Here is a 24,683-nt window from a genome sequence, read left to right on the forward strand (position 1 = left end):
CACCTCTCAGCCAACAACGGCCGGCTGCTTCGCAGGCTTGGGAGAGACACGCGTCCACTCGAGTCCGTCGAGAGCATCGCGAGCTGCGTCGCACTTAGATGCACCACACCGTCGCGGATCGGCGGCCAGGTGAAACGCCCCTGGTGCAACCACTTCGTCACCAGCACCATGCCGCTGCCGTCCCACGCTAAAAGCTTCACTCTGTCCATGCGTTTGCTGCGGAACACGAAGACGTCGCCACAATACGGGTTCGCACGCAGCGCTTCGCTCACCAGCGCCGACAGCGTGTGCACCGACGTGCGGAAATCGACCGGCTGTGTCGCCAGCACCACCTTGAGGCCAGACCGCAGCGCAATCAACGGATGCCCCGAAGCGCCGACAGCACCGTCAAAAGCGTCGCCAGCTCCACGCCCGGCTCAACCCGGATGCGCGCCCCACTCAGTTCGATTTCGATCACTCCGCAGGCCTTCGCCGGCGGCGCGGCGATCTCCAAAGGCCTCGTCTGTGCTGGCGAACTGCGCTCGGCCTCGCCGGCCGTCTCGCCGTCGCTCTCGGCCCCAATTTGGATCGGCACGAAGCTCGACGCCTTGCCGGCTACCACCGTCGCAACCTGGCGTCGCCACACCGTGAGCAGCCCGCGGAAAACGCCATTGCGTCGCGCCACCTCGGAGATGTTCGCACCTTCCTCAAAGCTCTCCGCCGCGATCCGGGCCTTCTCCTCGCCCGTCCATCATCGCCGCCGGCGCTCCCCGGTGATTACCTCGACGCGACGATAAGAATCGCCTTCCTGTCTGACATCAAGCATGGCATTTGCCATCGTTCCACCTCCAGCGAACCGCTCATGCCAGGCTGTATTGCGCGCAAACCGAAGGATGGCTAGGTGGGGGCGTCATGCCGCTTACGTAAGGTCGGTGTGTCCTGCTCTTTCAACAGATCCCACCTCCAGCCCGTGCAAAGTAGACTTTCGGTCCAAGTTGGTGCTGGTTCTGCTGAAGCAGGCGTCGCGCACGCGCCAGTATACACTCCAACGCCTTCGATCCGGTTGAGTCCAGGAAATTGACTGCAAGGCGCACTAGGGGCTTGAATCGTACGTGGCGTCAAATTGTACGATCTAAGACAACGAGGCGGTGGTGCATCACCACACCAACTCCAGCTAGGCCGCGGCTTAGGGTTCAGAGGCTCACTTCTCGACGGAGTGCCGGGAGAACGGATGAGATTCGGCACCACGAGGATGATTGGTCGGAAACTGCTTGAGCGAAGGATAGAGGATTGTACTGGACAGCGCGAGGATGATCGATACGGCCCCAGTCTTTGAACGAGAGACTTCGCCCGACAAGACCTGCGGACCCATTCGTTCGTGGCTAACATACATCGATAGCGCCATCAAAGGGGTCCGCCAGCTTGGAACGTCGCTCGTTGAAGAACTGGATCTCTGGATCCTTTTGCAACGGAGCTGTGTGATGCGGAAAATAATAGCTTCTGAGCTCAAGACGACGGACAGCAAACGCGTCTTGGTCGTTCAGATCAGTTGAGTTTCGTCCTGCTCACAGCATCGAGATAGCCCACCCGCACGGGTGACTTCAGCTCACCTTTGCTGGCGCCTGACCCGATGCGCTCGACCCCACTAAGACTGCTTAGTTCGAACATCCCAGCCCGCCAGCTTTCGGCGCCGTTGGCGCGCCACTCGCGCAAAACTCTTCACCGGAGAACGAAAGACAATCATGACAGACGCAAAAATACCGAGCCTGCTGTCATCGCTTACTCCGATCGCTCGCGAATTGGACGCTCTCCCGGCGGGCCGGCCAGCGCCGGCTGCTTGTTTGATGAGGCTAAATGCAAATGAGAATCCATTTCCGTTGCCAAGCATTGTGATGCGAAGTGCAATTGCAGCGCTAGAGCGGCAATACCTGTATCCAGAGCATGACAATATCACCTTGAGGGAAGCAGCGGCCGCCGCCTATGGCATGTCCGCGGATCGCGTCATGGCTGGTAATGGATCATCTGAACTTCTTAGCCTGATTTATAGAGCTTTTCTTGCTCCGGGTGACAGCATCGCAATGTTGTCGCCGGGGTTCTCGTTCAACCGTAAGCTAGCCTCGTTACAAGGGGCGCAGTTTATTGAAGTCCGCGGCAACGAACTTGACAGCCTGCCGATCGACAGCTTTCTCTTCGGACCTGCAAGACATGCCAAATTCATTCTGTTGGCAAATCCGAACAATCCGACGGGCGCCTTCGTGCCAGTCGCTGAGATCGAGCGCCTCGTAGCGAAGTATGACCGATTGGTCGTGCTGGACGAGGCGTATATCGACTTCGCGCCTGAGAACGGGCTGCACCTGGTGAACCGATATTCAAATCTTCTGATTCTGCGTACGTTCTCCAAGAGCTATGCAACCGCGGGCATTCGCATTGGCTTCGCGTTCGGACATCCCGAGCTGATTGGGAGGCTTCGTAACATCCAGAATATGTTCAACATGAATGTGATTGGGCACGCCGTTGGCATGAGCGTCCTTTCCAATCGTCGCGCTTATGACGAGAACCACAACCACATCAAGCATGAACGGCAGCGAGTCTCGGGCGCGCTCTCCGAGTTCGGGTTCTCTGTAATACCCTCGCACGCGAATTTTCTCCTCGCCCGTGTGCCTGCGGGTCGGGACGGCAAATGGTGGCAGAGCGCTTTGGAGCGTCAGGGGATCCTTGTCGCCTTCTTTCCGGATGACGGTCTAGAAGATTGTATTCGCGTTAGCATCGGTACAAGGAACCAGATGGACCCATTTCTTGAGGCCGTCGACAAGATTCGTCGGGGAGCAGACAGCTCTTAAGTCCGTCATGTTCATCCAACCGTCGGGCACGTGAGCAAGAAGGTTTGGCGCGCCCGCCCGGCTCCTCGCCAGGCCGCCTCTTCGATCTGCTGTCGGACGTACGCTCTGGATCCGCAGAGCTATCGCCGCAGGCGGCATGAACTCGGCCCTGCATCAAAAGCAACGCATTCGCCCGGCCGCTTCAGCTTTCGACAGCCAGCGGTCCTCAACCTCACACACTGGAGATAGTCTAGTGACTAACATCCTTGGTTCAAATCTGACTTGCGGCATCTTCGATCATTTTGATGAAGATGGGCGCAGTATTGCCGATCAATATGCAGACCGTCTGGTCTTGGCCGAGACCTACGATCGCCTCGGATTCTATGCGTATCATCTCGCGGAGCATCACTGTACCCCCCATGGACGAAGCCCCTCGCCCAACCTGTTTTTATCCAGCGTGATACAGCGCACCCGGCGGCTTCGCGTCGGCCAATTGGTCATGCTGCTCAACCTCTATCACCCGCTGCGTGCGTTCGAGGAGATCTGCATGTTGGATCACTTGAGTAATGGCAGACTTGAAGTGGGTATTGGGCGTGGCTCCCTCCCGATGGAACTAACTTATTTCGGGGTGGACGCGGATGTGGCTCCCAGTCGTTACGAAGAAGCTTCCCAAATCCTTCTTAATGCGATGAATGGCGGAGTTCTAAACTACCGGGGGCAGCATTTTGTCCTCGACGGTGTTCCTCTGACCCTTTCGCCCCACCAGCGTCCGCACCCTCCGACATGGGTCGCTACAAATCGGCTAGAGTCCGCCAGTTGGGCAGCAGCAAATGGCGCAAACCTTGCGTGCGTGGGGCCGTCTTCTGTTGTTCGCAAAGTCAGCGACGTGTTTCGCGCTCATGAGAAAACCAAGCGCCTGGCTGAAGGTAGGGACCGGTTTATTGCTTTGCTCCGCATGATCGTGATTGGTCGTTCTGAAGCAGAGGCCTATTCGCTCGCCGCACCAGCTTACGAACGCTGGCTCACCAGCTTTAAGTTCTTATACGAGTTGAACGAGCTATCCCTGCCCGCCAATCTTCCTCCGACTTTCGAGGCCGCAATCGAAAGTGAACTGTGCGTCGTAGGAACGCAAGCTTCTGTGCGGCAGACCGTTCTTCATCATCTGGAAGAGGCCGGTGCTAACTATCTTCTTTGCCAGCCCGCATTTGGAAACCTGCCTGTCGACGCAGCCGTTAACACGGCAGCTGCGATCCACTCTGAATTCATCGCCCCAGAGGGGTGAATGGTTTCGAGATCCACTCAAAACAACTTTTTGCGTGAGATGCTCGATGAGCTCCAATGTGCTGCAGAGCACAGCACACCCCCAAACTCGGTCGGCGCGGCAGTGACAGACCGATCTCCTGGGTTCTCTGCGGCGCGTTCAAGAGGAGGCCGATATTCTAAGGCCTCTTCGTCATCCGTGTGGATTGGATTTCACGACTTCGAATGCCTATGACCTGCCACTGAATTTTCATCCAGCGGCAGTTAGAGTCTCGGGGTTTGTTGTAGCGAGACCGAACTTTGGACCAGCCAGAACTAGAGTTTTGCGCTCTGAATCACGTTGGCGGGCTGGTGGCGCCGGCGTGATTTTGCAGCAAAATCGGCGGCCGATTGCCGATGGCTCCATGGGGCCGCTCTTCGTTGTAGTATCTGCGCCAAGTCTCCACCTTTTCCCGGGCGTCCGCAAGCGACAGGAACCAATGGGCATTGAGGCATTCGGCCCGGAAGCGGCCATTGAACGCTTCGATAAAAGCATTGTCGGTCGGTTTGCCCGGGCGTGAGAAGTCCAGCGTGACGCCGCGCTGGTAGGCCCAGAGGTCGACGTCACGCGACACGAACTCGCTGCCTTGGTCGACGCGGATCGTCGCCGGGATTCCCACTTCATTGCAAAGCCTTTCCAGAACATCCACGACATCGGTGCCGCGGAAAGTGAGCCGCGGTTCCAGCGCCGGCGAGAAGCGAGAGAAGATATCGATGATCGTGAGCACCCGGAGCTTGCCGCCGGTTGCCAGCTGGTCATGGACAAAGTCCATCGCCCAGATCTCGTTGACCCGCGTCGCTGGCCGGCGGTCATCGCGCAGCTTGGCCTTGACCCGGCGCTTGGGCGATTTGTTACGCAATTGCAGGCCCAGTTCGCGATAGACGCGGCGGGTCTTGTTCTGGCCGTGACGCCATCCTTCGCGGCGCAACAGCACATGGACACGGCGATAGCCGTAGCGGACGCGAACATGGCAGATCTCCTTGATCCGAGCTTCGAGGGCCGCCTGGCCGGAGCGACGAGATTTGTAGTGATAGGTCGATCGATCGAACTCGAGGGCCTTACAAGCCTTGCGGATCGAGACCTGCCACTCACCGCAAAGCTCATCGACGAGCTTGCGCTTCCGACCAGGCTTCACAGTTTTCGGCGGATCACGTCCTGCAGCATCTCCTTGTCGAGCGACAAGTCCGCCACCAGTTTCTTCAGCTTGGCGTTCTCGTCCTCGAGCTGCTTCAACCGGCGCATCTCTGTCGGCAGCAGTCCGTCGTACTTTCTCTTCCAGTTGAAATAGGTCGCCTGGCTGATCCCGGCCTTGCGGCAGATCTCCGCAACCGCGCCCCCCTCGCTGCCCTGCTTCAGGATAAACGCCTTCTGGGCGTCCGAAAACTTCGAGGCCTTCATCGTTGTCCGCTCCTCCCAGCCGAGGGGATTTACGCAGCGCAACTCTAGCCAAAAATGGTCCAGTTTTCCGGCCTCAGATCATTTTTGCGTTTCGTGATTCTGGATGCTAACAGTGCCCGCACGCCCGATGCGACCCCACTCCCGCGACTTCCTCCTCTTCTTGTTTTTCTATTGCCCTCAAGCTGCCTGTCGGTACCCTTGGCCCGCGCAGGTACGGTACAGCTTGTCGTCGAAGCCAGGCAGTTCAAGCCGACTTTGCAGGTGGCCTTCGTCATCAACCGCAAGATTTCCAACACCGCAATCGGACGGGACGTGGTGAAAGCCTTAGCCAGCTTCGACATTCCCGTTTGCGACCAGGCGCTAAGCCAACGGGTCGCTTATGCCGAAAGCGCGACGCGAGGGCTGTCCGTCGTAGAGGCAGACCCCACAAGCGAAGCCGCTAAGGAGATTGCCAGGCTCGTTCGGAGCTTGACCACGATGAACCAAGCGAAAGCGGCTGCATGAGCAAGACTGTTAGCTTCAACATGCCGGTGAAATCGAAGTCGGCCGATAACTGGGTAAGCGAAGGCGTCGAGCCGCATCTGAAGCCGCTCGAATCGCTGCCGACAGCGCCGCCCAAGGTCAAGCGCGAGTGGAAACGCTTCACATTGGACGTGCCGCTCGAATTGCATGCGCGGGTCAAACTGGGGTGCCTTCAGTCATGCTCGACGAAATCATTCGCTTGCTGGAAGCTGAGTTTCCAGCCGAATCGTGAAATCGTGGACACGATTAATCGTGTGATCGTGGAGATGACCGAGCCAAGCCGATTGATTGCCAAACGCCTCAAGGCGGAGCTTGGCGATCAGACCTTCTCCGAATGGTTCCGCAACGCGACGTTCCAGTTGAACTCGGACCGGCTACTGGTCCTGGTCGGCACAAAGTTCACAGCCCAGTTCATCGCAGCACACTACCAGGACATCCTCAAGTCGATAGCCTCTGAGGTCACCGGCAAGCCGGTCACAGTGTCGGTGCTGGAGCACGGACAGTCAGCGCCCGTGGATGCCGTCGCGCCGATTGAAACAATCCTCCGCGCCGTCGCGCCCGACGACGCTCAACGCGACTTTTTCATTCCGGAACTGTCGGAGGTAGCCCTCAAGGACGATGTTCATCTCATGGAGATGACGCCCTTCACCCTCAATGCTCGCAACGAAAAGCGCCGAGAGCTGGTTTATACGTCTCCACAAGGCCTGACGTTGCGCGTCAAAGCGGCCGAAGGCGAGTAGCTTCCGACCTCGGAAGATTACGACCTGGTGCTCATGATGCAGAGCTGGCTTGCCGACATGGCCAACCAGTACAAGGCCGCGGTCGAACGCTATGAGGCAGACCGCAGAGCCGGGCATGAAGTAAAACCGCCGGTCATGCCGCCTCGAACCTTCGAGGTCAGCATCAGCGAAGTCGTAAAGTTCAAGCGGGCCAAGTGGGGAGGCCATGCGAGCGCAGACGTGGTGGATGGCTTGCGGCGACTGGCGAGCACGACCGTGACCATCGACTCCATCAAGAAGACCCGATATCGCGGCGGCGTGTTTCATCTGACGGGCCGCGTCGATGTGTTGGCGCAAACCGAGGACGGCAAGGCTAGCCGCCTAGCCATTGAAATCCCGGACTGGATTTACCAGGGCATCGTAGAGCGCGCGGTGCCGATGCTTCGCACGTTCAGCCGCGATTACTTGATCCTGGCCCAGCCGGTGCATCGCGCACTGTATCGGCTCCTCTCGCTCAAGTTGCCTAAGGACAGCAATGGCAAAGTGTCTACGGTCTCGTTAGTCGAACTGGCCCAGCGATTTCAGACGCGCGCCGATCAAAAGTATTTCAACCGCAACTTCAAGAAAGCGGTCGAGGCCTGCGGCGGTCAATTGCTCGAATATCGTATCGAGCTGATTGGGAAGGCCGACGACCGGTCTTTGCGAGCCTGGCGCCCGCTGTTAGTCAGCGATTCAGTGCGCTGACATATACATCACCCAACGAGCATCAAGGCGCTGCCGTATAGACCACCCACCACTGACACATACATCACCGCTCGCTGACGTATAGATCACCCACCGCTGACACATACATCACTGTTCGCTGACGCATACATCACCCGTTTTCAACCTAAGTGATTGAGCGAAAACTTCACCTCGACCCCTATCCTTCTTTCCTTAGAAATCCTTCTTTCCGCGCCAAGCGCTGCGCGTTGGCCAAACCGGCCCTAGAAGAAGGGGCCGGTTGTCCACCGCGCGAGACCCCAGCCAGCACCCAGTGCTGAGCTGAAGTTTGACAAACGATCTTGAAAATAACGGTCACTCACGCTACACTTTCAACGCTAAAGGGCGCTGCACAGAAGCGCGATAAAATCATTTTCGGCCACCCGGTGTTATCACCATTCATTCTAGGCCAGCAAAAGCTTCAAAAGAGCAACCTAGCCCATCTCAGCAGCAATCAATCGTCTGCCGCTAAACATTCGGCGACGTAATCATTCCCGAGCGGATGCCGCCCGCGAAAGCGGGACGCGCATGCCACGGCCTCAAGAGGGGCCGCGGTCGGGGACACGTGAGCCGATGTTTGCCACCGGGGTTTCCGCACAGGATCTCTCGGTGCGCACGTCAACCTTTCCCGTGGCCTGCTGCAAGGAGTCGTACGCCAAGCATGGACCGTTCGGCACCCTGACCGGGTCCGCCCGGCGTGCGCGGGGCTCCGACATGAGGGCCTGCGTCGACAGGCTGGCGCGGCAGAAGGCGCTTCGCACTGCGTTCATAGGGCAATCGGACGGCGGTCGTTCCCGCTTGTCCGATTCAAACCGGGAGCTTCCGCTCCCCGGGGGCCTTCCCTTTTAGCTCATGCCCACCACCTTCCCATTGGAGCATCCCTTGAAATTCTTCCCGCTGCCGCTGTTGCGGCTTCCGTCGGTCTCCTCTGCGGCGCCGCCAACGCCGCCCAGAAGGATCTCAACGCCACCCCGTCCAGGGTTGACGCCGCCTGTACCGTCGAGCGCTGTATCCCCTACCAGTTGGCCCGTGGTTATACCCGCGAGCAAGCCAGGAACTGGTGCCCGACCCACCTCTACGGTAACCCGTATCCGCGAACTGCGGGCCGGATGTGGCTGCCAGCCCGCCAGATCAGATAGTTGAGACGGCGGGATCACGTCAGCAGACTCCGGCGAATCTGCCGTTCGCGCGGAGGGGAGCCATGAGGGCCGGTGATGAGTAAGGAAAGAGAAGGCGAAAAGGGAGCAATGAAGGGCGGCGGACGGCACGAATTCTTCGTGGTAAATCTGACCAATGAAAAGCTGAAGGGCCACGTTTTGTGGAGGAGCGGCGGCAACGAGATCAAGCTCGACGTCAACGGGCTTGAGGCTGGCAGGGGTTCGCCGCGAAAGCAGTTTTTCCCGTCCAGCGGTAACCGGGATTATTGGCGCTGGTCAGAACGATTCAGGGAGTACCAGTTGAACTGTTACGACGGGGACACCTATGCCGTTGTCACCATCAGCGGCTACGGAATCGGGGTGCTTGTTACCGCCACGAGCCCCGATACGTGGAAATGGTAGCATAGCGCACGCGCGGTGCCGCCCTTCGGCCTCGCCTATGGCCGCAGTCCAGGCCTCATCCGTTCAGCACCGCATGGCTTCCGGGCAACTTGATCCTCCCCGGCATCAGCACCACTGGGACCATTAGTGCCTCGTCGTTGGCCGTCATCAACGGAGCCAACAGCAGTGGCGATTGCCAGCTGGAGCAAACGACACTTCGCTATCTCCCACCGACGCATGATAGCTATTCCTTCCTACGATGCGGACGGGGTGCGCAGGTGAACCCAATGCTCGGCAGGGAAGTCATAGAACGCCAGCAGAGCCGTGCGGTCCTTGATCAGGCAATCAACGGCGGGGCTGTATTTGGCGCGATATTTCTCGGCGAAGACGTTGATCGCCGCTTCGGCGGCCGCCCGGTTTGGCGCCAGGCAAATTTCCTGCAGATCTCTCTTCATGCCGACCTGCACGGACTTGGCAACCTTGTCGATGACGTTACTCACCTTGTGGCACCAACAGCGCTGGTGCCGCGTGGAAGGAAAGATTTCGTCGAGCGCCTTCCGGAAGCCGAGCGCGCCGTCGCCGACGGCTATCTCCGGGGCGATCTGCAAGCCGCGCTTTCGGAGATCGATGAGCAGTTCGCGCCAGCTCTGGGCGCTCTCGCGCACGCCGACCTGGAAGCCGATCAGCTCCTTCTTGCCTTCGGGCGTGGCCCCGATCAGCACCAGCATGCACTCGCTGTGATCCTCCATGCGGGCCTGCAGGTAGACGCCGTCGGCCCAGACGTAGACGTAGCGCCGCGCCGACAGATCGCGGCTCAGCCAGCGCTCGTATTCAGCCTGCCATTCGGCTGTCAGGCGCGAAATCACCGATGGTGACAGGTTCGGTGCCTCCTTGCCAAGCAGCGCCGACAGCGCGTCCTGGAAGTCGCCGGTCGAGATGCCGCGCAGATACAGCACCGGCAACAGCGCATCCAGGCTCTTCGTCCGCCGCGCCCACAACGGCAGGATCGCCGAGCTGAAGCGGATCCGGTCGGACGGCGTGGCGCCGCGGTCCCGAATCTTCGGCCGGGCGACCTCGACAGAACCAATTCCGGTTTGAATCTTCCGCACCGGACCGTGCCCATGCCGCACCACACGCACGCTCCCGTCCGGCAACGTCAGACCGGCCGTGCTCGCCAGAAAGCCTTCGACCTTATGGAGCGACAAACAGGATGAGAGCGCGTTCTCACCTTGATCGCCGCCGCCCACGACCTCGATCTCGATCGCCCTGGCGAGCAAATCGCGTGCACCGGCTCGCAAGATATCGGTCAGGGGATCGTCCACCTGACCGAGCTGGCGCAGTTGGAAAACCTTGATAGTCTCGTTCATGGCGTATCGCTCTCCTTGAGAGGTTCTGGCAGGCTTGATCACCCGCCTCGATACGCCGCCTCGCTCAACCCGTCATCACCCAGATTCCGCCATAGTCCCGGGGGGCCCACCCCCATCTTTTCGCGCAGCTTACGCACATGCTAGGCGTTCATCTCGAACTCTCCTTTCCTATGCTGCTGCAGCACACGCTCAATGGCTGGCCTATGCGTTCCCCTGCCGACGCTTCGCCGACATCCTCGCGGACGCCTGCGCACGGCTCGGGGCCGATGCGGATCGCTACTCCTTCATCGCAGTGGACTTCCACCACCTACTCCTTGCCGGTCTCCCGGCGCACCAACTGTAATGCTAGTTTACTTGACTACCTCGGTTTGATAATATTCGTTGGTCAGAACCAGTTCGAGTACGGGATTGCGATATCGTGCCAATGGTTGAGCGCGTCAGCGCACCCTCACTCCGCTCGATCTTGCCTTGCTGTCGGATCCGTCGGAAAAGAGGCTTCAGAAATGCAGCCCTGTGTTATCGTGACGACCGACAGTCGGTTCTATCAAATATCCGCGCTCAGCTCGCTACAGCGGCGATACGGAATTGCACGTTTTACTTGCGAGTGCCCTGATCGCGATACAGGCTCGCTAGCTAGTCGCGTTCTGTCGTTCCTTCCGGACGCCGTTTAGGACGCAGGGCTGTTACGCGGGCCAGATATCATCCCACAATTGGTGCCGCTCGCGAACTCTACCGCCCGTCGTGGCGGCGTGCTTTAAATCCCAGTTCGAGCAGGAATGTCGCCTTTCGCAAAGTGGCTGACGATGCCCCAGGCGAAAGGCTGAGTAACCATTGGAGTCAACCATGACGAGGACTATGCGAGCGATCGTGCTCTCAGAACCTGGCGGCGTGGATACGCTCGTCGTGAAGGACGTGCCGTTGCCACAGCCTCAGCCGGGGTGGGTACGCATCCGCGTGAAGGCGTTCGGTGTCAACGAGTCGGAGGTTACCAGCCGCAAGGGCCTCTCCGGCCCCGATTTCACGATGCCGCGAGTGCTCGGTATCGAATGCGTCGGCCTCGTCGACCAAGCGCCGGGCACTCATCTAAAACCCGGCCAGCAGGTGGCCACTATGATGGGCGGCATGGGGCGCTCGTTCGATGGCGGCTACGCTGAGTATACCATTGTTCCGCTTGGTCAAATCATTCCGTTCGAGACTGGCCTGCCTTGGAAGGTCGTCGGCGCACTACCAGAGATGTTCCAGACCGCCTATGGCTCTCTGTCAAAGGGGCTCTACTTGGGCCGTGGACAGTCGCTGCTGATCCGTGGTGGCACGTCGACTGTGGGCCTATCAGCCGCGGCAATGGCAAAGGAGATGGGCGTGATTGTAGTCTCCACCACTCGCCGTCCCGAGCACATAGAAGTGCTGCGTGAATTCGGAGCCGATTACCCGATACTCGACGGTGGAAACATCGTGCAGGGTGTGCGCGCGCTGTTTCCGAACGGAGTCGATGCGGCTCTGGAATTAGTCGGCGGACTGACCTTGCAAGACACACTTCAGGCGACGCGGACTCACGGCACGGTCTGCTTCACGGGGGCACTTTCGGACAAGTGGGTAATCCCTCATTTCAATCCGCTCAGCTACATCCCATTCGGGGTGAGGCTCACCGCCTACGGCGGCCAGGCTACCGACCTACCGCCCGCCGTCTTCGACAAGCAGCTGAAAGCAATCGCAGAAGGCCGTCTGAAAGTCGCCGTCGCGAAAGTCTATCACGGCCTCGAACAGGTCCGCCAAGCACAGGCCGATCTCGAAGCGAGGACCACGCCAGGCAAGCATGTCGTCGTGCTCGACTGAGCCCAGCCTCCACTTTTGATTTCAGAAAAGGACAAGCAGTTGTCGAAACAATCCGAACGGACAAAGCACTTGGCCGATCATTACGTCGATCAACTATCGGATTGGGCGAAGATCACGACACGGCCCCTGTTCGGCGCCGTAGCGCTCTACAGAAATGGCCATGTCTTCGCGATGGTGTGGCATGGAGCCCTCTACTTTAAGGTCGATGATGATTCTCGCGGAAAATACGAGTTGGCGAAGTCGCATCCACTGGGCTATGTGAGCAGGGGGGTAGACCAGGCGCTCAAATCCTACTGGGAAGTTCCGGCCGAGGTGCTCGAAGATGGGGACAAGCTGTGCGCGTGGGCCGACTGCGCCTATCAGGCCGCAAAGAGCGGAAAGACGTAACACTGTTGCGCTATGGCCCAGGCGATCCTGAACAGGTCGCGCTCAATGGGCGGACCGGGTTGAAGAGGATCGGCGCTCTCAGCCTCACTGAACGCCGAGCTTAATATCGTTCTTTACGACAAATGTTTTCCAGAACTTCATCTCTCGCTGATGTAGTCCTTGAATTCCCCGGGATTCTTGAAATCCACGACGAAGCCCAGGTCGGTGAGCCGGTTGTGGGTTGCAGGATCCGAAAGTGCTTTCTGAAGAGCGCGACTTAGGGTCTCGACAATATCAGGCGGCGTCTTGGCCGGGGCAAGGAGCCCCACCCAATAACCCGCTTTCATTGGGACACCGACTTCCTCCAAGGTAGGAACGTTCGGCAAGATTGCGATCCGCGACGTTGCTGCGACCGCACCGGTTTGAACGCTCCCGCCTCGTAGTGTTGTTTCGAGACCGTGATGCTCAGAAACATTGAGTCGATGTGGCCCGCTAGAAGTTCGTTAATGGCCGGCGCGCCCCCCTTATATGGAATCTGATTTAATTCCGTGCCGGTCATTGACTGGAATAGCTCACTGGCAAGATGTGCGGCACTGCCCGAACCGAGGGTACCGCAGGAAAGAGGACTGCTTCTTCTACTCCTTGCGAGCGTGATAAATTCGGCGGCGTGTTGACTGGCACCTCCTTCCCCACGGTTAGTATGAGTGGCGTGCTTCCGACCAATGCGATTGGAGAGAAATCCGAGATCGAGTCATAGGGAAGGTTCTTGATGGCTAGCGGATTGGTTGCGCGGCTGTCCGTTACGGCTACTATGGTGTACCCGTCGGCTGCCGAACGCGCCGCGACTGCCGTTGCAATGGAGCCGCTAGCCCCACCTTTATTTTCAATTACGAGAGGCTGACGCAGTTCGTCCCCAAGACGTGCAGCCACGATCCGCACAACCGAGTCCACAAGGCCCCCAGCCGGAAATGGGACCAGCAGTTTGATCGGTGCGATCGGATATTCCGCGGATCGTGCTGGGAAACTGCAAGCCACTTCAATGGCAAGCAAAGACAATAGAGCGGCGATCGCCTTCATTATTGCGACCCTTGCCTAACAGCGCAGTGTTGTTCATCGGCAACAATAAACATTTCGTCAAGAGGCTGAGTCAACAAATTAATTCAAGCCAGGAATTACACCAGAGGCTCGGCTCGTCTTCGCCCCGGCTGGCCGCCAGTCGCCGGAAAAAGATGGGCGCAGCCGCAACGCAGTTTTTGAACGACCACCTTTGCACCCAGCACGACATCCCTTCTGGAGATGTTTCCTTCGCGCATTCGATATACGGCCATGTCGTTCCCCTACCACATGAGCGCGGCCTGGTTCGGCGGATTTCTGCCGGCGACAGCCGTTTACTATTGTGCCGGCAACGGGCAACACGTATTCGGGTTTGTACTACCCTGTCTGTGTTTCGGGCGCATGCCTGGTCTTGAGCTTAGTGTTCGCTCGCGAGACCAAGGGAGCCGACATTTCTCGCGTATAGTCATTCCGGCTGCGAGACGGAGGAGGCATGGCGGTGATCGGCATGCGCTCGATTGGCCGAAATACTCCACCCGCAGCGGGCGCAGGGCACCAGCGCCGGCATCTGGGCTGTCAGGGCCGTCGAGCCACAATGATACGTCCTGTAGCCGAAAGGCGGGTGACGCGCGTGCTCTGACGCGACATCTGCCCGATGTGATCGGCCCCGCGCTTTTGGAGTCTGCATGGCACCACGGGTACGCCAAAGGGCGTGTTGGTCCCGATCAAAGCACTTGCAGGTTTCCGGGCTTACGCGGAGTTCGGCCTCGGCCTCCGCCCGGACGATCTCTACTGGTGTGCGGCAGACCCCGGCTGGGCCTATGGTCTGTACTTCGGTATCCTCGGATCATTCACCACCGGGGTGCCGAGTTTGCTCCTGACCTCAGGATTCGACGCCGCGACGACCTTCAAGGTCCTTTCGCGCTACGGCGTCACCAACTTCACCGCGAGCTATGGCGGAATCTGGGTGATGACGGGTTGAGCGAGGCAGCGTATCGAGGCGGGTGATCAAGCCTGCCAGAACCTCTCAAGGAGAGCGATACGCCATGAACGAGACTATCAAGGTTTTCCAACTGCGTCAGCTCGGTCAGGTGGACGATCCCCTGACCGATATCTTGCGAGCCGGTGCACGCGATTTGCTCGCCAGGGCGATCGAGATCGAGGTCGTGGGCGGCGGCGATCAAGGTGAGAACGCGCTCTCATCCTGTTTGTCGCTCCATAAGGTCGAAGGCTTTCTGGCGAGCACGGCCGGTCTGACGTTGCCGGACGGGAGCGTGCGTGTGGTGCGGCATGGGCACGGTCCGGTGCGGAAGATTCAAACCGGAATTGGTTCTGTCGAGGTCGCCCGGCCGAAGATTCGGGACCGCGGCGCCACGCCGTCCGACCGGATGAGTTCGTCGTCTTGTGCACCCTCACGAAGTTGCGGCGCACGTGAACGAGACAATACGCCAGCTGGATCTGGCCCGACATCTTCGCATCGCCGGCCAGCGAGGCGTAGGCGGCATAGCCGTCGACTTGCAGCACGCCTTCGAAGCCGGCCAACTGCGCCACGTTCTCCTTCTTGGCGCGACCGCCTGCGAACACGTAGGCGACTGCCGGCGGCGCCGGCCCCTTCCACGCCCGATTGTCCGTCGCGTGCGCCCAGAACCGGCAGATCCTCGTGCGGCCGCGTCCCGGATCGAGAACTGGCATCGGCGTCTCGTCGCAGAACAGCCGCTCGAAGCCATGCATGGTCTTCAGTTGCAGATCGTAGAGGCCCCTGACCAGCCACGCCGGCCTCCCCATCCAGCGCGCCAGCGTCTGACGGTCGACGACGACACCCTGGCCCGCCAGGATCTGCGCCTGGCGGTAGAGCGTCGATTGCCAGGCATATTTGGCCGCGGCGATATGCGCGATCAGCGCCGTCGTCGCCATGCCGCCCTCGACGAGCCGCGCCGGTGCCGGGGCCTGGACAATCGGGCCCTCACAGGAGCGGCAGGCGTATTTTGGACGGATCGTGCGGAGCACACGCAGCCACGCGGGAATCCGATCGAGCGCTTCGCTGCTCTCCTCGCCGATCCGATGCATCTGACAGCACGGGCACAGCGTGGACGCCGTCTCGATCACCCGCTCGACCCGGGGTAGATGCGCCGGCAGCGCGCCGATGTTGCGCCTCGCCTTGCGCCGCTTCGGTCTCGGCGCGTCCGGTTTCTTAGCCGGAGGCTGCGCGCCCGCGGTCCGTTCCAGATCGAGCGCGATCTGTTCAGCGCAGACGATTGCCGAGCGCTCCGATCGCGCGCCGAAGATCAGGCTCTTCAACGTGGCGATCTCTGCGCGCAGATCATCGTTCTCGCCTTCGAAAGCCAGCACCATCTCGGCGAGAGCCGCAGGGTCAGAGGGGAGATCTTCAAGGCGAAGCGCCATATCGCAGAGCTACATGAACACACTCGCAATCGCCAGCAAAACAAGACGATTCAGGCAACTTTCGTCGGCCGCTTCGTCACCTTCGGGACCACACGCGACCACTCCGCAAGACCTTCAATCAGCATCGCCAGTTGCGCCCCCGTCACCGGCATCGTACCCTCGCGAACAGGTGGCCAGGCGAAGCCCCCATTCTCGAGCCACTTCGTCGCTAGAACCATTCCCGAGCCGTCAAAAACCAGTAGCTTCAAACGATCCGATCGCTTCGATCGGAAGACATAAACGTCGCCGCTGTAGGGCTTGCCGCCTAATCCCTCCGCTACCAGCGCGACCAGGCCATGAACGCCTTTGCGAAAGTCAATCGGCTGCGTCGCGACGAACACACGGACCATTTGGACCAAACGAGATCATCGCGTCGACCTCACCGCCGCCAGCACGCGCTCCAGCGTCGCGGCGTCGACGCCGACGGGCACGCGCACCGTCGCGCCCGCGATCATCACCTCGATCCGCTCGGCCGGACTCACCAGAACATGCGCCTTATCGATCGCGTTCGGCTGCGCCTCGACGGCGGCGTCGAGCCTGACTTGCACGAACTGCGGCGCTTCGCTCGACGCGAGCCGCGCCTGGCGCCGCCACACACTGAGCAGTCCCCGGTTGACCCGGTTGCGTCGAGCCACCTCGCAAATGCTCGTCTCCGGATCGGCGCTCTCGGCCACGATCCGCGCCTTCTCCGCATCGCTCCAACTGCGCCGTCGCCTCTCCCCCGTGATCACCTCGATCCGCTGATAGGAGGCGGCATCATGCCTGTCTTGATGCATGGAATGAGTCGTCCCTCACGTTGTCAAATCCACGCGCGAGTTTCGCTCATCCCGTCCACCTAAACGAGGTGGGGTCGTCGTACCGCTATCACTGCAACCCGCAAGTGCGCTCGTGGAGACGTTGTCCCTTGGCCTAGGAATGGCTTTGCGATCGCGAGAAGTAGCCGACCCCGGGCTTGGGTAGCGGAACAGGCGACGCAAGCCCGTGTGCTCGACAACCAGCTCATTTTCTGGAGTTTAGGATCCGAAATTGCAAGCCGCAGGTTCGGAGAAGAAGCTGGGATGGATCAGACTCGCGTCCCAAGTGCTTGCCCTGTCAACGAGCGCGTGCTGCCCTTCCTGTCCAGCAACGTCCTTTCCATAGCTCTGGCAGCAAGCAGGAAGACGGTTCCGGTCGCGCCCTGCGTCCGATCAATCAGCGGCAATGTCTACTCTTGATCATCGCCGTAAAAGACATTCCCGACCGCGCCTGGGCCGACCAAGGCGGCTCCCAAATCCGGACCACCTTCGCGCGGACAACGCTACTTTTCGCGCCAGGCATCCTTCGGACCGGGTCGCAACAAGCGAAGTAACGACGAGCGCGAGACGCCAGTCGCCATGCGCTTACTGCAACATATGTCCGGCTACGGAACGACGGACTTCTGTGGCTCCGCCAGCCCAGCGGAAATGTCGTCGCCGGTCGGCAGGGTAAATCGAAATACAGCCCCCCCGGGGTTATTCGCGCTGACCCACAGCCGCCCTCCATGCGCCTGAATGATTGAGCGACAAATGGCTAGACCCATTCCCATCCCTTCGGGCTTAGTCGTATAGAAGGGCTCGAACAAGCGGTCGACAAGGTGCGGAGGCACGCCAGGTCCCGTGTCTTGTATGGATATAAGCACGCTGCCTGACGCATCCTTCGAAGCGCTGATCACGAGCTCGGTTTCGTTCCCAGCTAATCCGCTCATTGCGTCGACCGCATTCATGATAAGGTTCAGCATGACTTGTTGCAGCTGGACCAGGTCACCTTCGACAAAGGGCAGGTTGTTCGCAAGCTCTGTCCGAAGGCAGACCCCATGCTTGAGCACTTCGCTGCGCGTCAAGGCGATCACGTCAAGGACAGCGGTATTGACGTCGAGACGATCTTTCCGAGGCGGCGCCTTCTTCACGAGGCCGCGGATCCGTCCAATAACCTCTCCGGCCCGTTCTCCATCCTCAACAATCCGGTTCAAGGATCGACGGACCTGCGGAAGGTTGGCGGGTGCTCCGTCAAGCCAGTGCAAAGCAGCCTGGGCATTCATTACCATCGCAGCAATTGGCTGGTTGACTTCGTGGGCAATCGATGCCGTGAGATGCCCCAAAGTGGCGACACGATTAGCATGCGCTAGTTCGGCTTGCGCCGAGCGCAAGGCGTCGGATGCGAATACATGTTCTGTGAGGTCGCGAAAGATCAACAGAATCGCTTCGACGCGATCCGACGTCGAAATCAAGGGAGAATAGCTTACCGAGAGGAAATGCCTCGCATTAGGATATACAAACCAATCTGCGTATCTGACTTCTTCTCCGGCGAAACATCGGTCATGTTTCGGCTTGAGGATCTGCTCAAAGACCGTATTCCCTAAAACATCGGCGACATGCATCCCGACAAGGTCCTTCGCTGGCCTTCCTGCAATACGCTCGAAGACCGGGTTGACGCGCTGGTATCGATAGTCTCGTCCGATAATGCAGATGGCATCGGGTGAACGCTCGAAGACCATCTGCGTCAGATGCTCAGCTCGCTTAAGATCAGTGATATCTTGGACCGCCCCAAATGCACCGAGACAATGGCCCGACGAGTCTCTGGTCAGATCACCCCGGCTGTGGATGAACCGCACCTCACCGTCGGGTCTCACTATGCGATAATTCAGATCATAACGAGAGTCGCCGCGAAGCATCTCCTCTATCGCCGCGCTCCAGGCTGCGCGATCGTCCGAGTGTATCCGCTCGATGATTTCCTCAAGCCCAATGGTGCCTTCGCGTGGAGCTACGCCAAAGATGCGATAGGCTTCTTCTGAAAAGATGATCTGTTCCGATCCTAGGTGCCGTTCCCAGTAGCCGACGTGCGCGATGCGTTCAGCTTCTTCGAGCATCGCCTGCTTCCGGCGCAATTCATCCAGCTCCTCTTTGGAAGGACGACCAGTTGTCGCATCGGTCACTCGAAGCCTAGACATAATTGTTGTTCCCTCCCGCAATCAGCGACAACGACTTTTCTCTAGACGCCCGCTCCGAATAAGGGCCGCGGTCAACAACCGTCAGTCCGATATCCACACTCAGCAAGGAGTCACGCCCATCGATACGCCATCGAGTATCAACAGAAAAGGGGTGACAAAGAATAGCCAAGCGAGTCAACAGGATCAATCTGCTCTACGAAAAGAGCGGCGCTACCACTGGCCTCGAAAAAGCGGTCGTTCTTTGAGGCACAGCGGTCACTTGCCCTGCGTCCAGCCTGCATATCCCGTTCACTTGCTTTCACCGCCTTCACGAAGGGACAGCAATCCATCCCTAATTCTGCAAGGCCGTCCTTAAGTTACTAACTCACATTGTAGACCGATCCGCTTAGGGCAAACTAATTTGCGCGAACACAGAGGCACCCAATCGCTCGGACGAGCCTGCATTTGCGCCCTCACCGGCAGCGCTCGTCTCATCAGAGCTCATCGGTTGCAGAGACGACACGCGTTCGCCTGATCATCCTCACGGCTTCGGAATCGCAACTGTCATTGCGGCTTCGAAAAATGCCGCAGTGATAGCTCAGAGGTTCTGAGGAGCGTCTGCCTTCCCGATTGCGAACTGTCAGCCGCGAGGAGGTGACGGGGATCGGGCGCTCGGTTGCTGTCGGGGTAGCGCTTCCGAAGCGCCGTCTCAGACTGTCGTACAGGATCTGAAAAAAGTTTTGATCGCACAGTAAAAAAGGCGCAACGGATCGTCTTACGATGTCGTTGCGCGCAACTAGGCCTACCCGTAGACGAGGCCGTGAGCTCAACTCTACAGTTTGGCTCCAACATAGAACATCAGTATTGAAAGTGCGCTCTCGCGCTCGCTAGGCGTGAGTTGGCCAGCAAAGTAATCAACGTGAAACTTCACCTTCTCGTCGATCGCGTGGAGGAGCTCTTTTCCTGAGTCGGTAACACCAACGAATGTAACCCGTTGATCTTGATCGTCGCGCCTACGATCTGCCAAGCCCTTTTCAACCAAGGTCCTAACCAGGGTGGAAGCAAAGGCCGGAGGTATGTCGAGCCGAGCGGCGATCTGATTTACCTGCAGATGCATTTCAGCGCTGCCGTAGATCTGGATGAGAGCCTGATGGGCCAAGGGGTCTATCCCGAAGGCTCTTGCCTGATCTTCGACTATGCGGAAGGCCTTGCGTAGAACATAACGAGCTTCTGCCACTCCTATGAAATACGTGTGCTTATCTTCCGTCTCGCGAGATTTTTTTGCTGCGTTCCTTCGGCGCCTCAGTCGTTCAAGATCGAGTGGTTGAGGAGTGAAGGCCGTAGACGGAGCAGGTTCTCGGGCACGCTCGTCGGCTCTTTTTGCTTTAGTTGCCATATCCAATCTTTCCATTCGGTGCAGCCGAGTCGGCTACGTCAGTCCGGCAAATAACATGGATACACAAGGTAAGTAAGTGACTTTGCGTAGATATATTTGCCAGATGCGTCATGTCAACGTCACTCGCCCTTGAAACGCACAGCTTTGATGCCGCTCTCGAGCTCTGCGGCCAACGAAAGTAGCGGCCAATCGCTACGACTGGCCCCTATCACCATCAGGCCTACTGGAGCTGTTGCGGGTTCTTGGCAAGGCAGGCTAATCGCGCAACCGTCCAATGCATTAACAATGGTTGTGTTTCGTAGCATCAGAAGATTGGCGCGGGAATACGCCTCGTCGCTCGTCTCGAGCTCGCCGATTCGGGGTGCAATAGTCGGGACGGTCGGTGCCAGGACGGCATCGAATCCCGTCAACTCTCGCTCCCATTCGGAGATTAGGCGCGTCCTCAGCTGAAGGCGGCGGATATAGTCAGCAGCCCGGTGTTTAGCACCTCTTTCTATCCGGGAGCGTACCCGCGGATCGTAGGCAGCCCCCTTTCGACCGAGCAGTGTTTCATGCCATTCGAATGCCTCAGCAGCCACAATACCCCCGTCCTGCATGATCTCGGCCAGGTTAGCGACCGCGCTGCTGTGGCGTTCAACCAGCTTGAATCCCAAATCAGACAGAAGGTTGAGCGTTTGCTCGTAAGTCCGGGCGACCTGAGCATCGAGATCCTCCAAGACCTGGTTCTTCAGCACCATGAAGGTAGCGGGGTGGCGCATGGAGGGTGGCTGAGGCGATACATTGTGACCGGACAACACGCCGTAGAGCCGTGCGCATTCGCCGACGCTGGGAGCTAGCGGCCCGATCGAATCAAATGAGGGGGAGAGAGGAAGAGTGCCTTGCAGGGGTACCGTTCGGGCTGTCGGTTTGAACCCAACGAGACCACATAGTGCCGCCGGAATCCGTACCGAGCCACCGGTATCGGTACCAATGGCCGCTTCTGCCATTCGATCAGTAACCGATATTGCAGCGCCGGAAGAGGATCCGCCCGGGATGCGCCGTTGGTCTCGTTCCCATGGATTGGCTGGCGTTCCGAAGTGCGGATTAAGCCCGAGGCCACTAAAGGCGAATTCGGTCATCGTTGTGCGACCGATGATAATCGCGCCGGCCTCGCGAAGGCGCCGGACGATCTCCGCGTCGCGTGGGGCAGGCTCCTCGCCCGTTCTCGCTCGCGAGCCGGCGCGCGTCACCTCACCTGTGGCGTCGAACAGGTCCTTAATTGAGACGACCATGCCTGCCAGTGGAGGCAACTCGATCCTGAGAACGAGCGCCTGATCGAAATAGTCGGCGGTAAGCTTGGCCTCGTCCGCATAAATTCGCGTGAAAGTATTAGAGCCTTCGCCCCTGGGATCCGCCGCGTTCTCGAGGCAATGCTCCACCTTGGCGCGAATTGTTGGTGCCAGCGCCATGCGCTCCTCCATTTTGGCGAAATCAGCTCGTACTTGAACTTTTGACGTAGGGTGCTTCGGTATCACCAGCCGTGGAGAGCAAAATCGATGTCCGGTGATGCTGGGGCCGTGGAGGCCCGCGCCAAGGCGCTGTAACTGCCCCTGAAGAATAGCAGCGGACCCGCGCCAGCTGTTCGAGTTTCGAACCGCGATACCCTACAGACGAATATGTCGTGATCCCCTCCGTCGTATGTAGCGTAGGCGGCGCATTCGAAGTATGCGAGCCAGTCGGACAACAGTGGCGACCCGTTTTGCATCCGGCTGACCGTCAGATGCGCCCATTTGTCGCCTCCGCTCTTCGCAAATCGGTTCGAAAGGTCTTTCTTGTCTTCCGGCAAAATAATGACGCCGTAGTTTGCGGCCGATCGCCATTGATCTATTCCGAGGGCGCGCCGCGATAAGCTGAACAATATTAGCGGCGGGTCCAGAGACACCGAATTGAAGGAGCTCACGGTGGCCCCAAGACGTCCTTGAGGCGTTTCAGCGGTAATGATAGCAACGCCGGTTGCGAATGACCCGAGAGCATCTCGAAAGGCGCGAGAGTCGAAGCTTTCCATCTGGCCCGCCTAGATATTTTTGGGTTGCCATAACGATTGAAAGCGCGTCGCCACTACGTCATCATAGGCCGGCGCACCATTTAAAATACCGACTCTGCTGCAAAAGACGTTCATGCCTTCCACGAACGTCCTAGAGATTCCCGCCGAATATTGTGGAATGTCGCGGCGGATTAAATCGGTTATCAGCTTCGCTTCCGTAGCGGGGAATACTTTGGCGCCTACTTCAGCAGCTTTCTTTGGCGCAGCCTTGAGAATCTCTTGCGTGCGAACGATCGCCCTCACAACCGCCTCGACTTGCTGTGGATCTGTCGCGATCTTCCGTTCAGTCGTCGCGATTGAAGCCATGGTATAGTTGAAGCATTCCGCCGGGCCATCGCCCCGGCGCACATCGATGACAACGGATCCGGCTCCGGAACGTACAGCTGTTTCTGCGCCCATTCCGTTTGCCCAGAAGCCGTCAATCAGACCGTTCTCAAGGGCACGAGCTGCTGTGAGACCGAAGTTTACGGTCTTACCCATGGCGCCAGGCACTGGTGCGATCTGGACCTCGTCCCTGTTGAGGTCGATTCCCCCAGCGATGAGCAGCTGGCGAAGTCCCATGTCAACCCAAGGCGCGGCACCTATTCTCCGCCCCTTTACGATCGATAGATCGTTCCGCTGCGGGCTGAGATCCTTGCGCATGACCAGAAACCAATACATCCCTTGGCCTTGCGCGCAGACAAGCTTGACACCGTTCCACTCGGGAAACGCGCTAAGCGCCGAATGAGCCGAACCTGCAACAAAATCTAGGTCTCCGTTCTGCAGAGCTGCGTAGGCACGGTCCACAGGGAAGACGAGCTCAATCTCGGCATTCACTCCTTCCTCCCTCATAATTCCGAGCTCGACGGCCGCGACAGCCGGAAAGTATGAATTCGAGATGAGATCGGGCACTCCGATTTTCATGCGGATACTCACGGTTGAGTAGAAGGGAAGACCGACTGAGCGCCTAGCTGAGGCCAAGCAACGGGCGCGCTGGCCTCGGCGAGGCGACGCTCGAGTGGCAGTTGAGGATTCCATCTGCGGGCGATCAAGCGAAGCCCATTGATCTGATCCGCTTCGTCGGAGCAGAGCCAGATCAAAGGGGCACGCATTTGCTCGGGCTGGATTAACTTGTCGGCTGGCAGGCCGTTTTCTGATGGCACCTGGCGCGTGTTTACCGGGCCTCCTGGAACCAGAACGTTGGCCGTCACGCCAGTCCCGTCCACATCTCCAGCCATGATCCGTGATGCAGCTTCCAATGCAGCCTTGCACGGTCCATAACTGCCGATGCCGGGGCGATACATCGTGTCAAGGCTCGTGGTGATATTCACTATTCGACCCCAACTTCTCTCAAGCATCGGCCTCACGAAAGTTCGAGACATCAGTTGAGGCCCGAATACGTTTACACGAAGCATAGCGAGCCAGAGTTCGTCACTCACCTCCCAGAACTTTGCCCTGTCGGTGAGATATCGGCTGGAGATGCTCTCAGGCCCGATTGCTGCATTGTTCACGAGAACGTCGACGCCCCCGAAGTGACTCTCCGCTTCGACTTTCAGTGCCTCAGCCGATGCCGGGTCCGCAACGTCCATTGCCCGGGTGAGGACCTGCCCACCCTTGGCTTTGAGTTGCACACCCGTTGCGGTCAACGCATGTGCGTCAATATCGACAAGGACAAGATTTGCGCCGATTTCGGCCAAACCTTCCGCCATTGATCGGCCGATCCCGCGCGCGGCGCCTGTAATGAGGGCCGTCTTGCCCTTGAGCGACATCATGCAAACTCGCCCGTCACTTGTTGGTTGGCTTTTCGCTGAAATAATGCAGCTCGAACAGCAAGCACCCTCCGTTTGACTTGAACGGCCCATGGTAAGCTCCCGGGGGACGACAAGCATAAGTATTCGGAGCGAATGCAGCGCCTCCATTGCCAGATTTGTCATTGCCGACGGTCAAGTCACCTGAAATGAGGAATACCTCTTCCCAGTACTCATGTACGAAAGGATCGGTCGTAAACACGCCAGGATCGAACCTGAGCAGGCGGCTCCTGCCGCCCGCCTTGCCGTCCTCGTTGAAATCGCTCGCGAGAATCTTCTGCTTGATGCCTTCTGGATACCCGGGCGGTGTTTCCCAGCCGCTCTGCAGATCCAGCGTGTGGAATTCGAGATGAGGTTTACCATTCGACATATTCG

General features: G+C 58.9%; 19 protein-coding genes and 6 pseudogenes. 10 read left to right on the forward strand and 15 right to left on the reverse strand.

Features of this window, described 5'->3' with window-relative positions:
- Window positions 1-6: 6 nt before the first annotated feature.
- Both tnpB (QA649_RS34690) and QA649_RS34695 read right to left on the reverse strand, forming a co-directional pair.
- A pseudogene (gene tnpB, locus QA649_RS34690) lies at window positions 7-359 on the reverse strand (IS66 family insertion sequence element accessory protein TnpB).
- Window positions 356-664, reverse strand: a complete 309-nt coding sequence (locus QA649_RS34695) for a hypothetical protein (RefSeq protein ID WP_349254043.1) — start codon at window positions 662-664, stop codon at window positions 356-358. Before QA649_RS34695 ends, tnpB (QA649_RS34690) begins: the two are co-directional and overlap by 4 nt.
- A 1,057-nt stretch (window positions 665-1,721) precedes the next feature.
- Here QA649_RS34695 and hisC point away from each other — a divergent pair.
- A complete protein-coding gene (gene hisC, locus QA649_RS34700; RefSeq protein ID WP_283021167.1) occupies window positions 1,722-2,819 on the forward strand; it encodes a histidinol-phosphate transaminase in 1,098 nt (365 codons plus the stop codon).
- Window positions 2,820-3,051: 232 nt separating this feature from the next.
- Complete coding sequence (locus tag QA649_RS34705; protein WP_283021168.1) at window positions 3,052-4,080, forward strand: LLM class flavin-dependent oxidoreductase; 1,029 nt, start codon at window positions 3,052-3,054, stop codon at window positions 4,078-4,080.
- A gap of 313 nt (window positions 4,081-4,393) precedes the next feature.
- On the opposite strand, the gene QA649_RS34710 is transcribed toward QA649_RS34705, so the two are convergent.
- A protein-coding gene (locus QA649_RS34710; RefSeq protein WP_283021169.1) for an IS3 family transposase occupies window positions 4,394-5,496 on the reverse strand; the annotation gives its coding sequence in 2 pieces (ribosomal slippage) (window positions 4,394-5,235 and window positions 5,235-5,496; 1,104 coding nt in all).
- A 54-nt stretch (window positions 5,497-5,550) separates the two neighbouring features.
- On the opposite strand from QA649_RS34710, the gene QA649_RS34715 reads away from it, so the two are divergent.
- From QA649_RS34715 to QA649_RS34730, 4 genes and pseudogenes are all read left to right on the forward strand, one after another.
- On the forward strand, window positions 5,551-6,000 hold the full coding sequence (locus tag QA649_RS34715; protein WP_283021170.1) for a hypothetical protein: 450 nt from the start codon (window positions 5,551-5,553) through the stop codon (window positions 5,998-6,000).
- Entirely contained in the window at window positions 5,997-6,758 is a 762-nt protein-coding gene (locus QA649_RS34720; protein WP_283021171.1) for a DnaA N-terminal domain-containing protein, read from the forward strand. Before QA649_RS34715 ends, QA649_RS34720 begins: the two co-directional genes overlap by 4 nt.
- 15 nt (window positions 6,759-6,773) lie before the next feature.
- Window positions 6,774-7,481 (forward strand): annotated as a pseudogene (locus QA649_RS34725) (replication initiator protein A); the annotation flags it as partial.
- A 1,232-nt stretch (window positions 7,482-8,713) separates the two neighbouring features.
- Window positions 8,714-9,058, forward strand: coding sequence for a hypothetical protein (locus tag QA649_RS34730; RefSeq protein WP_283021172.1), 345 nt, complete (start codon window positions 8,714-8,716; stop codon window positions 9,056-9,058).
- A gap of 242 nt (window positions 9,059-9,300) precedes the next feature.
- Here the strand turns inward: QA649_RS34730 and QA649_RS34735 are convergent.
- Window positions 9,301-10,404: pseudogene (locus QA649_RS34735) on the reverse strand (IS256 family transposase); the annotation flags it as partial.
- Between the two features lie 843 nt (window positions 10,405-11,247).
- Between QA649_RS34735 and QA649_RS34740 the strand changes: the two are divergent.
- Window positions 11,248-12,237, forward strand: a complete 990-nt coding sequence (locus QA649_RS34740; RefSeq protein ID WP_283021173.1) for a zinc-binding dehydrogenase — start codon at window positions 11,248-11,250, stop codon at window positions 12,235-12,237.
- A 69-nt stretch (window positions 12,238-12,306) separates the two neighbouring features.
- Entirely contained in the window at window positions 12,307-12,624 is a 318-nt protein-coding gene (locus QA649_RS34745; protein WP_283021174.1) for a TfoX/Sxy family protein, read from the forward strand.
- Between the two features lie 137 nt (window positions 12,625-12,761).
- Here the strand turns inward: QA649_RS34745 and QA649_RS34750 are convergent, their stop codons facing one another.
- Entirely contained in the window at window positions 12,762-12,989 is a 228-nt protein-coding gene (locus QA649_RS34750) for a tripartite tricarboxylate transporter substrate-binding protein (RefSeq protein ID WP_283021175.1), read from the reverse strand.
- Between the two features lie 169 nt (window positions 12,990-13,158).
- A complete protein-coding gene (locus QA649_RS34755; RefSeq protein ID WP_283021176.1) occupies window positions 13,159-13,680 on the reverse strand; it encodes a tripartite tricarboxylate transporter substrate-binding protein in 522 nt (173 codons plus the stop codon).
- A gap of 691 nt (window positions 13,681-14,371) precedes the next feature.
- Here QA649_RS34755 and QA649_RS34760 point away from each other — a divergent pair.
- Window positions 14,372-14,638 (forward strand): hypothetical protein, encoded by a 267-nt coding sequence (locus QA649_RS34760; RefSeq protein ID WP_283021177.1) that lies wholly within the window; start codon window positions 14,372-14,374, stop codon window positions 14,636-14,638.
- A gap of 64 nt (window positions 14,639-14,702) precedes the next feature.
- Window positions 14,703-15,047: pseudogene (locus QA649_RS34765) on the forward strand (hypothetical protein); the annotation flags it as partial.
- 52 nt (window positions 15,048-15,099) lie between these two features.
- Here QA649_RS34765 and QA649_RS34770 read toward each other — a convergent pair.
- From QA649_RS34770 to QA649_RS34810, 9 genes and pseudogenes are all read right to left on the reverse strand, one after another.
- A pseudogene (locus QA649_RS34770) lies at window positions 15,100-16,059 on the reverse strand (IS66 family transposase); the annotation flags it as partial.
- Between the two features lie 50 nt (window positions 16,060-16,109).
- Window positions 16,110-16,467 (reverse strand): annotated as a pseudogene (gene tnpB, locus QA649_RS34775) (IS66 family insertion sequence element accessory protein TnpB).
- Complete coding sequence (locus tag QA649_RS34780) at window positions 16,464-16,874, reverse strand: transposase (protein ID WP_283021178.1); 411 nt, start codon at window positions 16,872-16,874, stop codon at window positions 16,464-16,466. Before QA649_RS34780 ends, tnpB (QA649_RS34775) begins: the two are co-directional and overlap by 4 nt.
- A 623-nt stretch (window positions 16,875-17,497) precedes the next feature.
- On the reverse strand, window positions 17,498-19,048 hold the full coding sequence (locus tag QA649_RS34785) for a PAS domain-containing sensor histidine kinase (RefSeq protein WP_283021179.1): 1,551 nt from the start codon (window positions 19,046-19,048) through the stop codon (window positions 17,498-17,500).
- Window positions 19,049-19,874: 826 nt separating this feature from the next.
- On the reverse strand, window positions 19,875-20,438 hold the full coding sequence (locus QA649_RS34790) for a MarR family transcriptional regulator (protein WP_283021180.1): 564 nt from the start codon (window positions 20,436-20,438) through the stop codon (window positions 19,875-19,877).
- A gap of 119 nt (window positions 20,439-20,557) precedes the next feature.
- Window positions 20,558-21,886: an amidase gene (locus QA649_RS34795; protein WP_283021181.1), complete on the reverse strand. Its 1,329-nt coding sequence runs from the start codon at window positions 21,884-21,886 to the stop codon at window positions 20,558-20,560.
- Between the two features lie 605 nt (window positions 21,887-22,491).
- Complete coding sequence (locus QA649_RS34800) at window positions 22,492-23,424, reverse strand: ABC transporter substrate-binding protein (protein ID WP_283021182.1); 933 nt, start codon at window positions 23,422-23,424, stop codon at window positions 22,492-22,494.
- Window positions 23,425-23,432: 8 nt separating this feature from the next.
- Window positions 23,433-24,272 (reverse strand): SDR family oxidoreductase, encoded by an 840-nt coding sequence (locus QA649_RS34805; RefSeq protein ID WP_283021183.1) that lies wholly within the window; start codon window positions 24,270-24,272, stop codon window positions 23,433-23,435.
- Window positions 24,273-24,285: 13 nt separating this feature from the next.
- A complete protein-coding gene (locus QA649_RS34810) occupies window positions 24,286-24,678 on the reverse strand; it encodes a cupin (protein WP_283021184.1) in 393 nt (130 codons plus the stop codon).
- Between the last annotated feature and the right edge of the window lie 5 nt (window positions 24,679-24,683).

Origin of the sequence: Bradyrhizobium sp. CB1717 (assembly GCF_029714325.1) — a bacterium.
Taxonomy (GTDB): domain Bacteria; phylum Pseudomonadota; class Alphaproteobacteria; order Rhizobiales; family Xanthobacteraceae; genus Bradyrhizobium.

Bases quoted from the DNA above. Each gene is read 5' to 3' on its own strand.
- QA649_RS34720 (WP_283021171.1), top strand. From the start codon at position 5,997: ATGAGCAAGACTGTTAGCTTCAACATGCCGGTGAAATCGAAGTCGGCC.
- QA649_RS34755 (WP_283021176.1), bottom strand. From the start codon at position 13,680: ATGAAGGCGATCGCCGCTCTATTGTCTTTGCTTGCCATTGAAGTGGCT.
- QA649_RS34800 (WP_283021182.1), bottom strand. From the start codon at position 23,424: ATGAAAATCGGAGTGCCCGATCTCATCTCGAATTCATACTTTCCGGCT.
- QA649_RS34790 (WP_283021180.1), bottom strand. From the start codon at position 20,438: ATGGCAACTAAAGCAAAAAGAGCCGACGAGCGTGCCCGAGAACCTGCT.
- QA649_RS34810 (WP_283021184.1), bottom strand. From the start codon at position 24,678: ATGTCGAATGGTAAACCTCATCTCGAATTCCACACGCTGGATCTGCAG.
- QA649_RS34780 (WP_283021178.1), bottom strand. From the start codon at position 16,874: ATGCATCAAGACAGGCATGATGCCGCCTCCTATCAGCGGATCGAGGTG.
- QA649_RS34795 (WP_283021181.1), bottom strand. From the start codon at position 21,886: ATGGCGCTGGCACCAACAATTCGCGCCAAGGTGGAGCATTGCCTCGAG.
- QA649_RS34715 (WP_283021170.1), top strand. From the start codon at position 5,551: ATGGTCCAGTTTTCCGGCCTCAGATCATTTTTGCGTTTCGTGATTCTG.
- QA649_RS34730 (WP_283021172.1), top strand. From the start codon at position 8,714: ATGAGTAAGGAAAGAGAAGGCGAAAAGGGAGCAATGAAGGGCGGCGGA.
- QA649_RS34740 (WP_283021173.1), top strand. From the start codon at position 11,248: ATGACGAGGACTATGCGAGCGATCGTGCTCTCAGAACCTGGCGGCGTG.
- hisC (WP_283021167.1), top strand. From the start codon at position 1,722: ATGACAGACGCAAAAATACCGAGCCTGCTGTCATCGCTTACTCCGATC.
- QA649_RS34805 (WP_283021183.1), bottom strand. From the start codon at position 24,272: ATGATGTCGCTCAAGGGCAAGACGGCCCTCATTACAGGCGCCGCGCGC.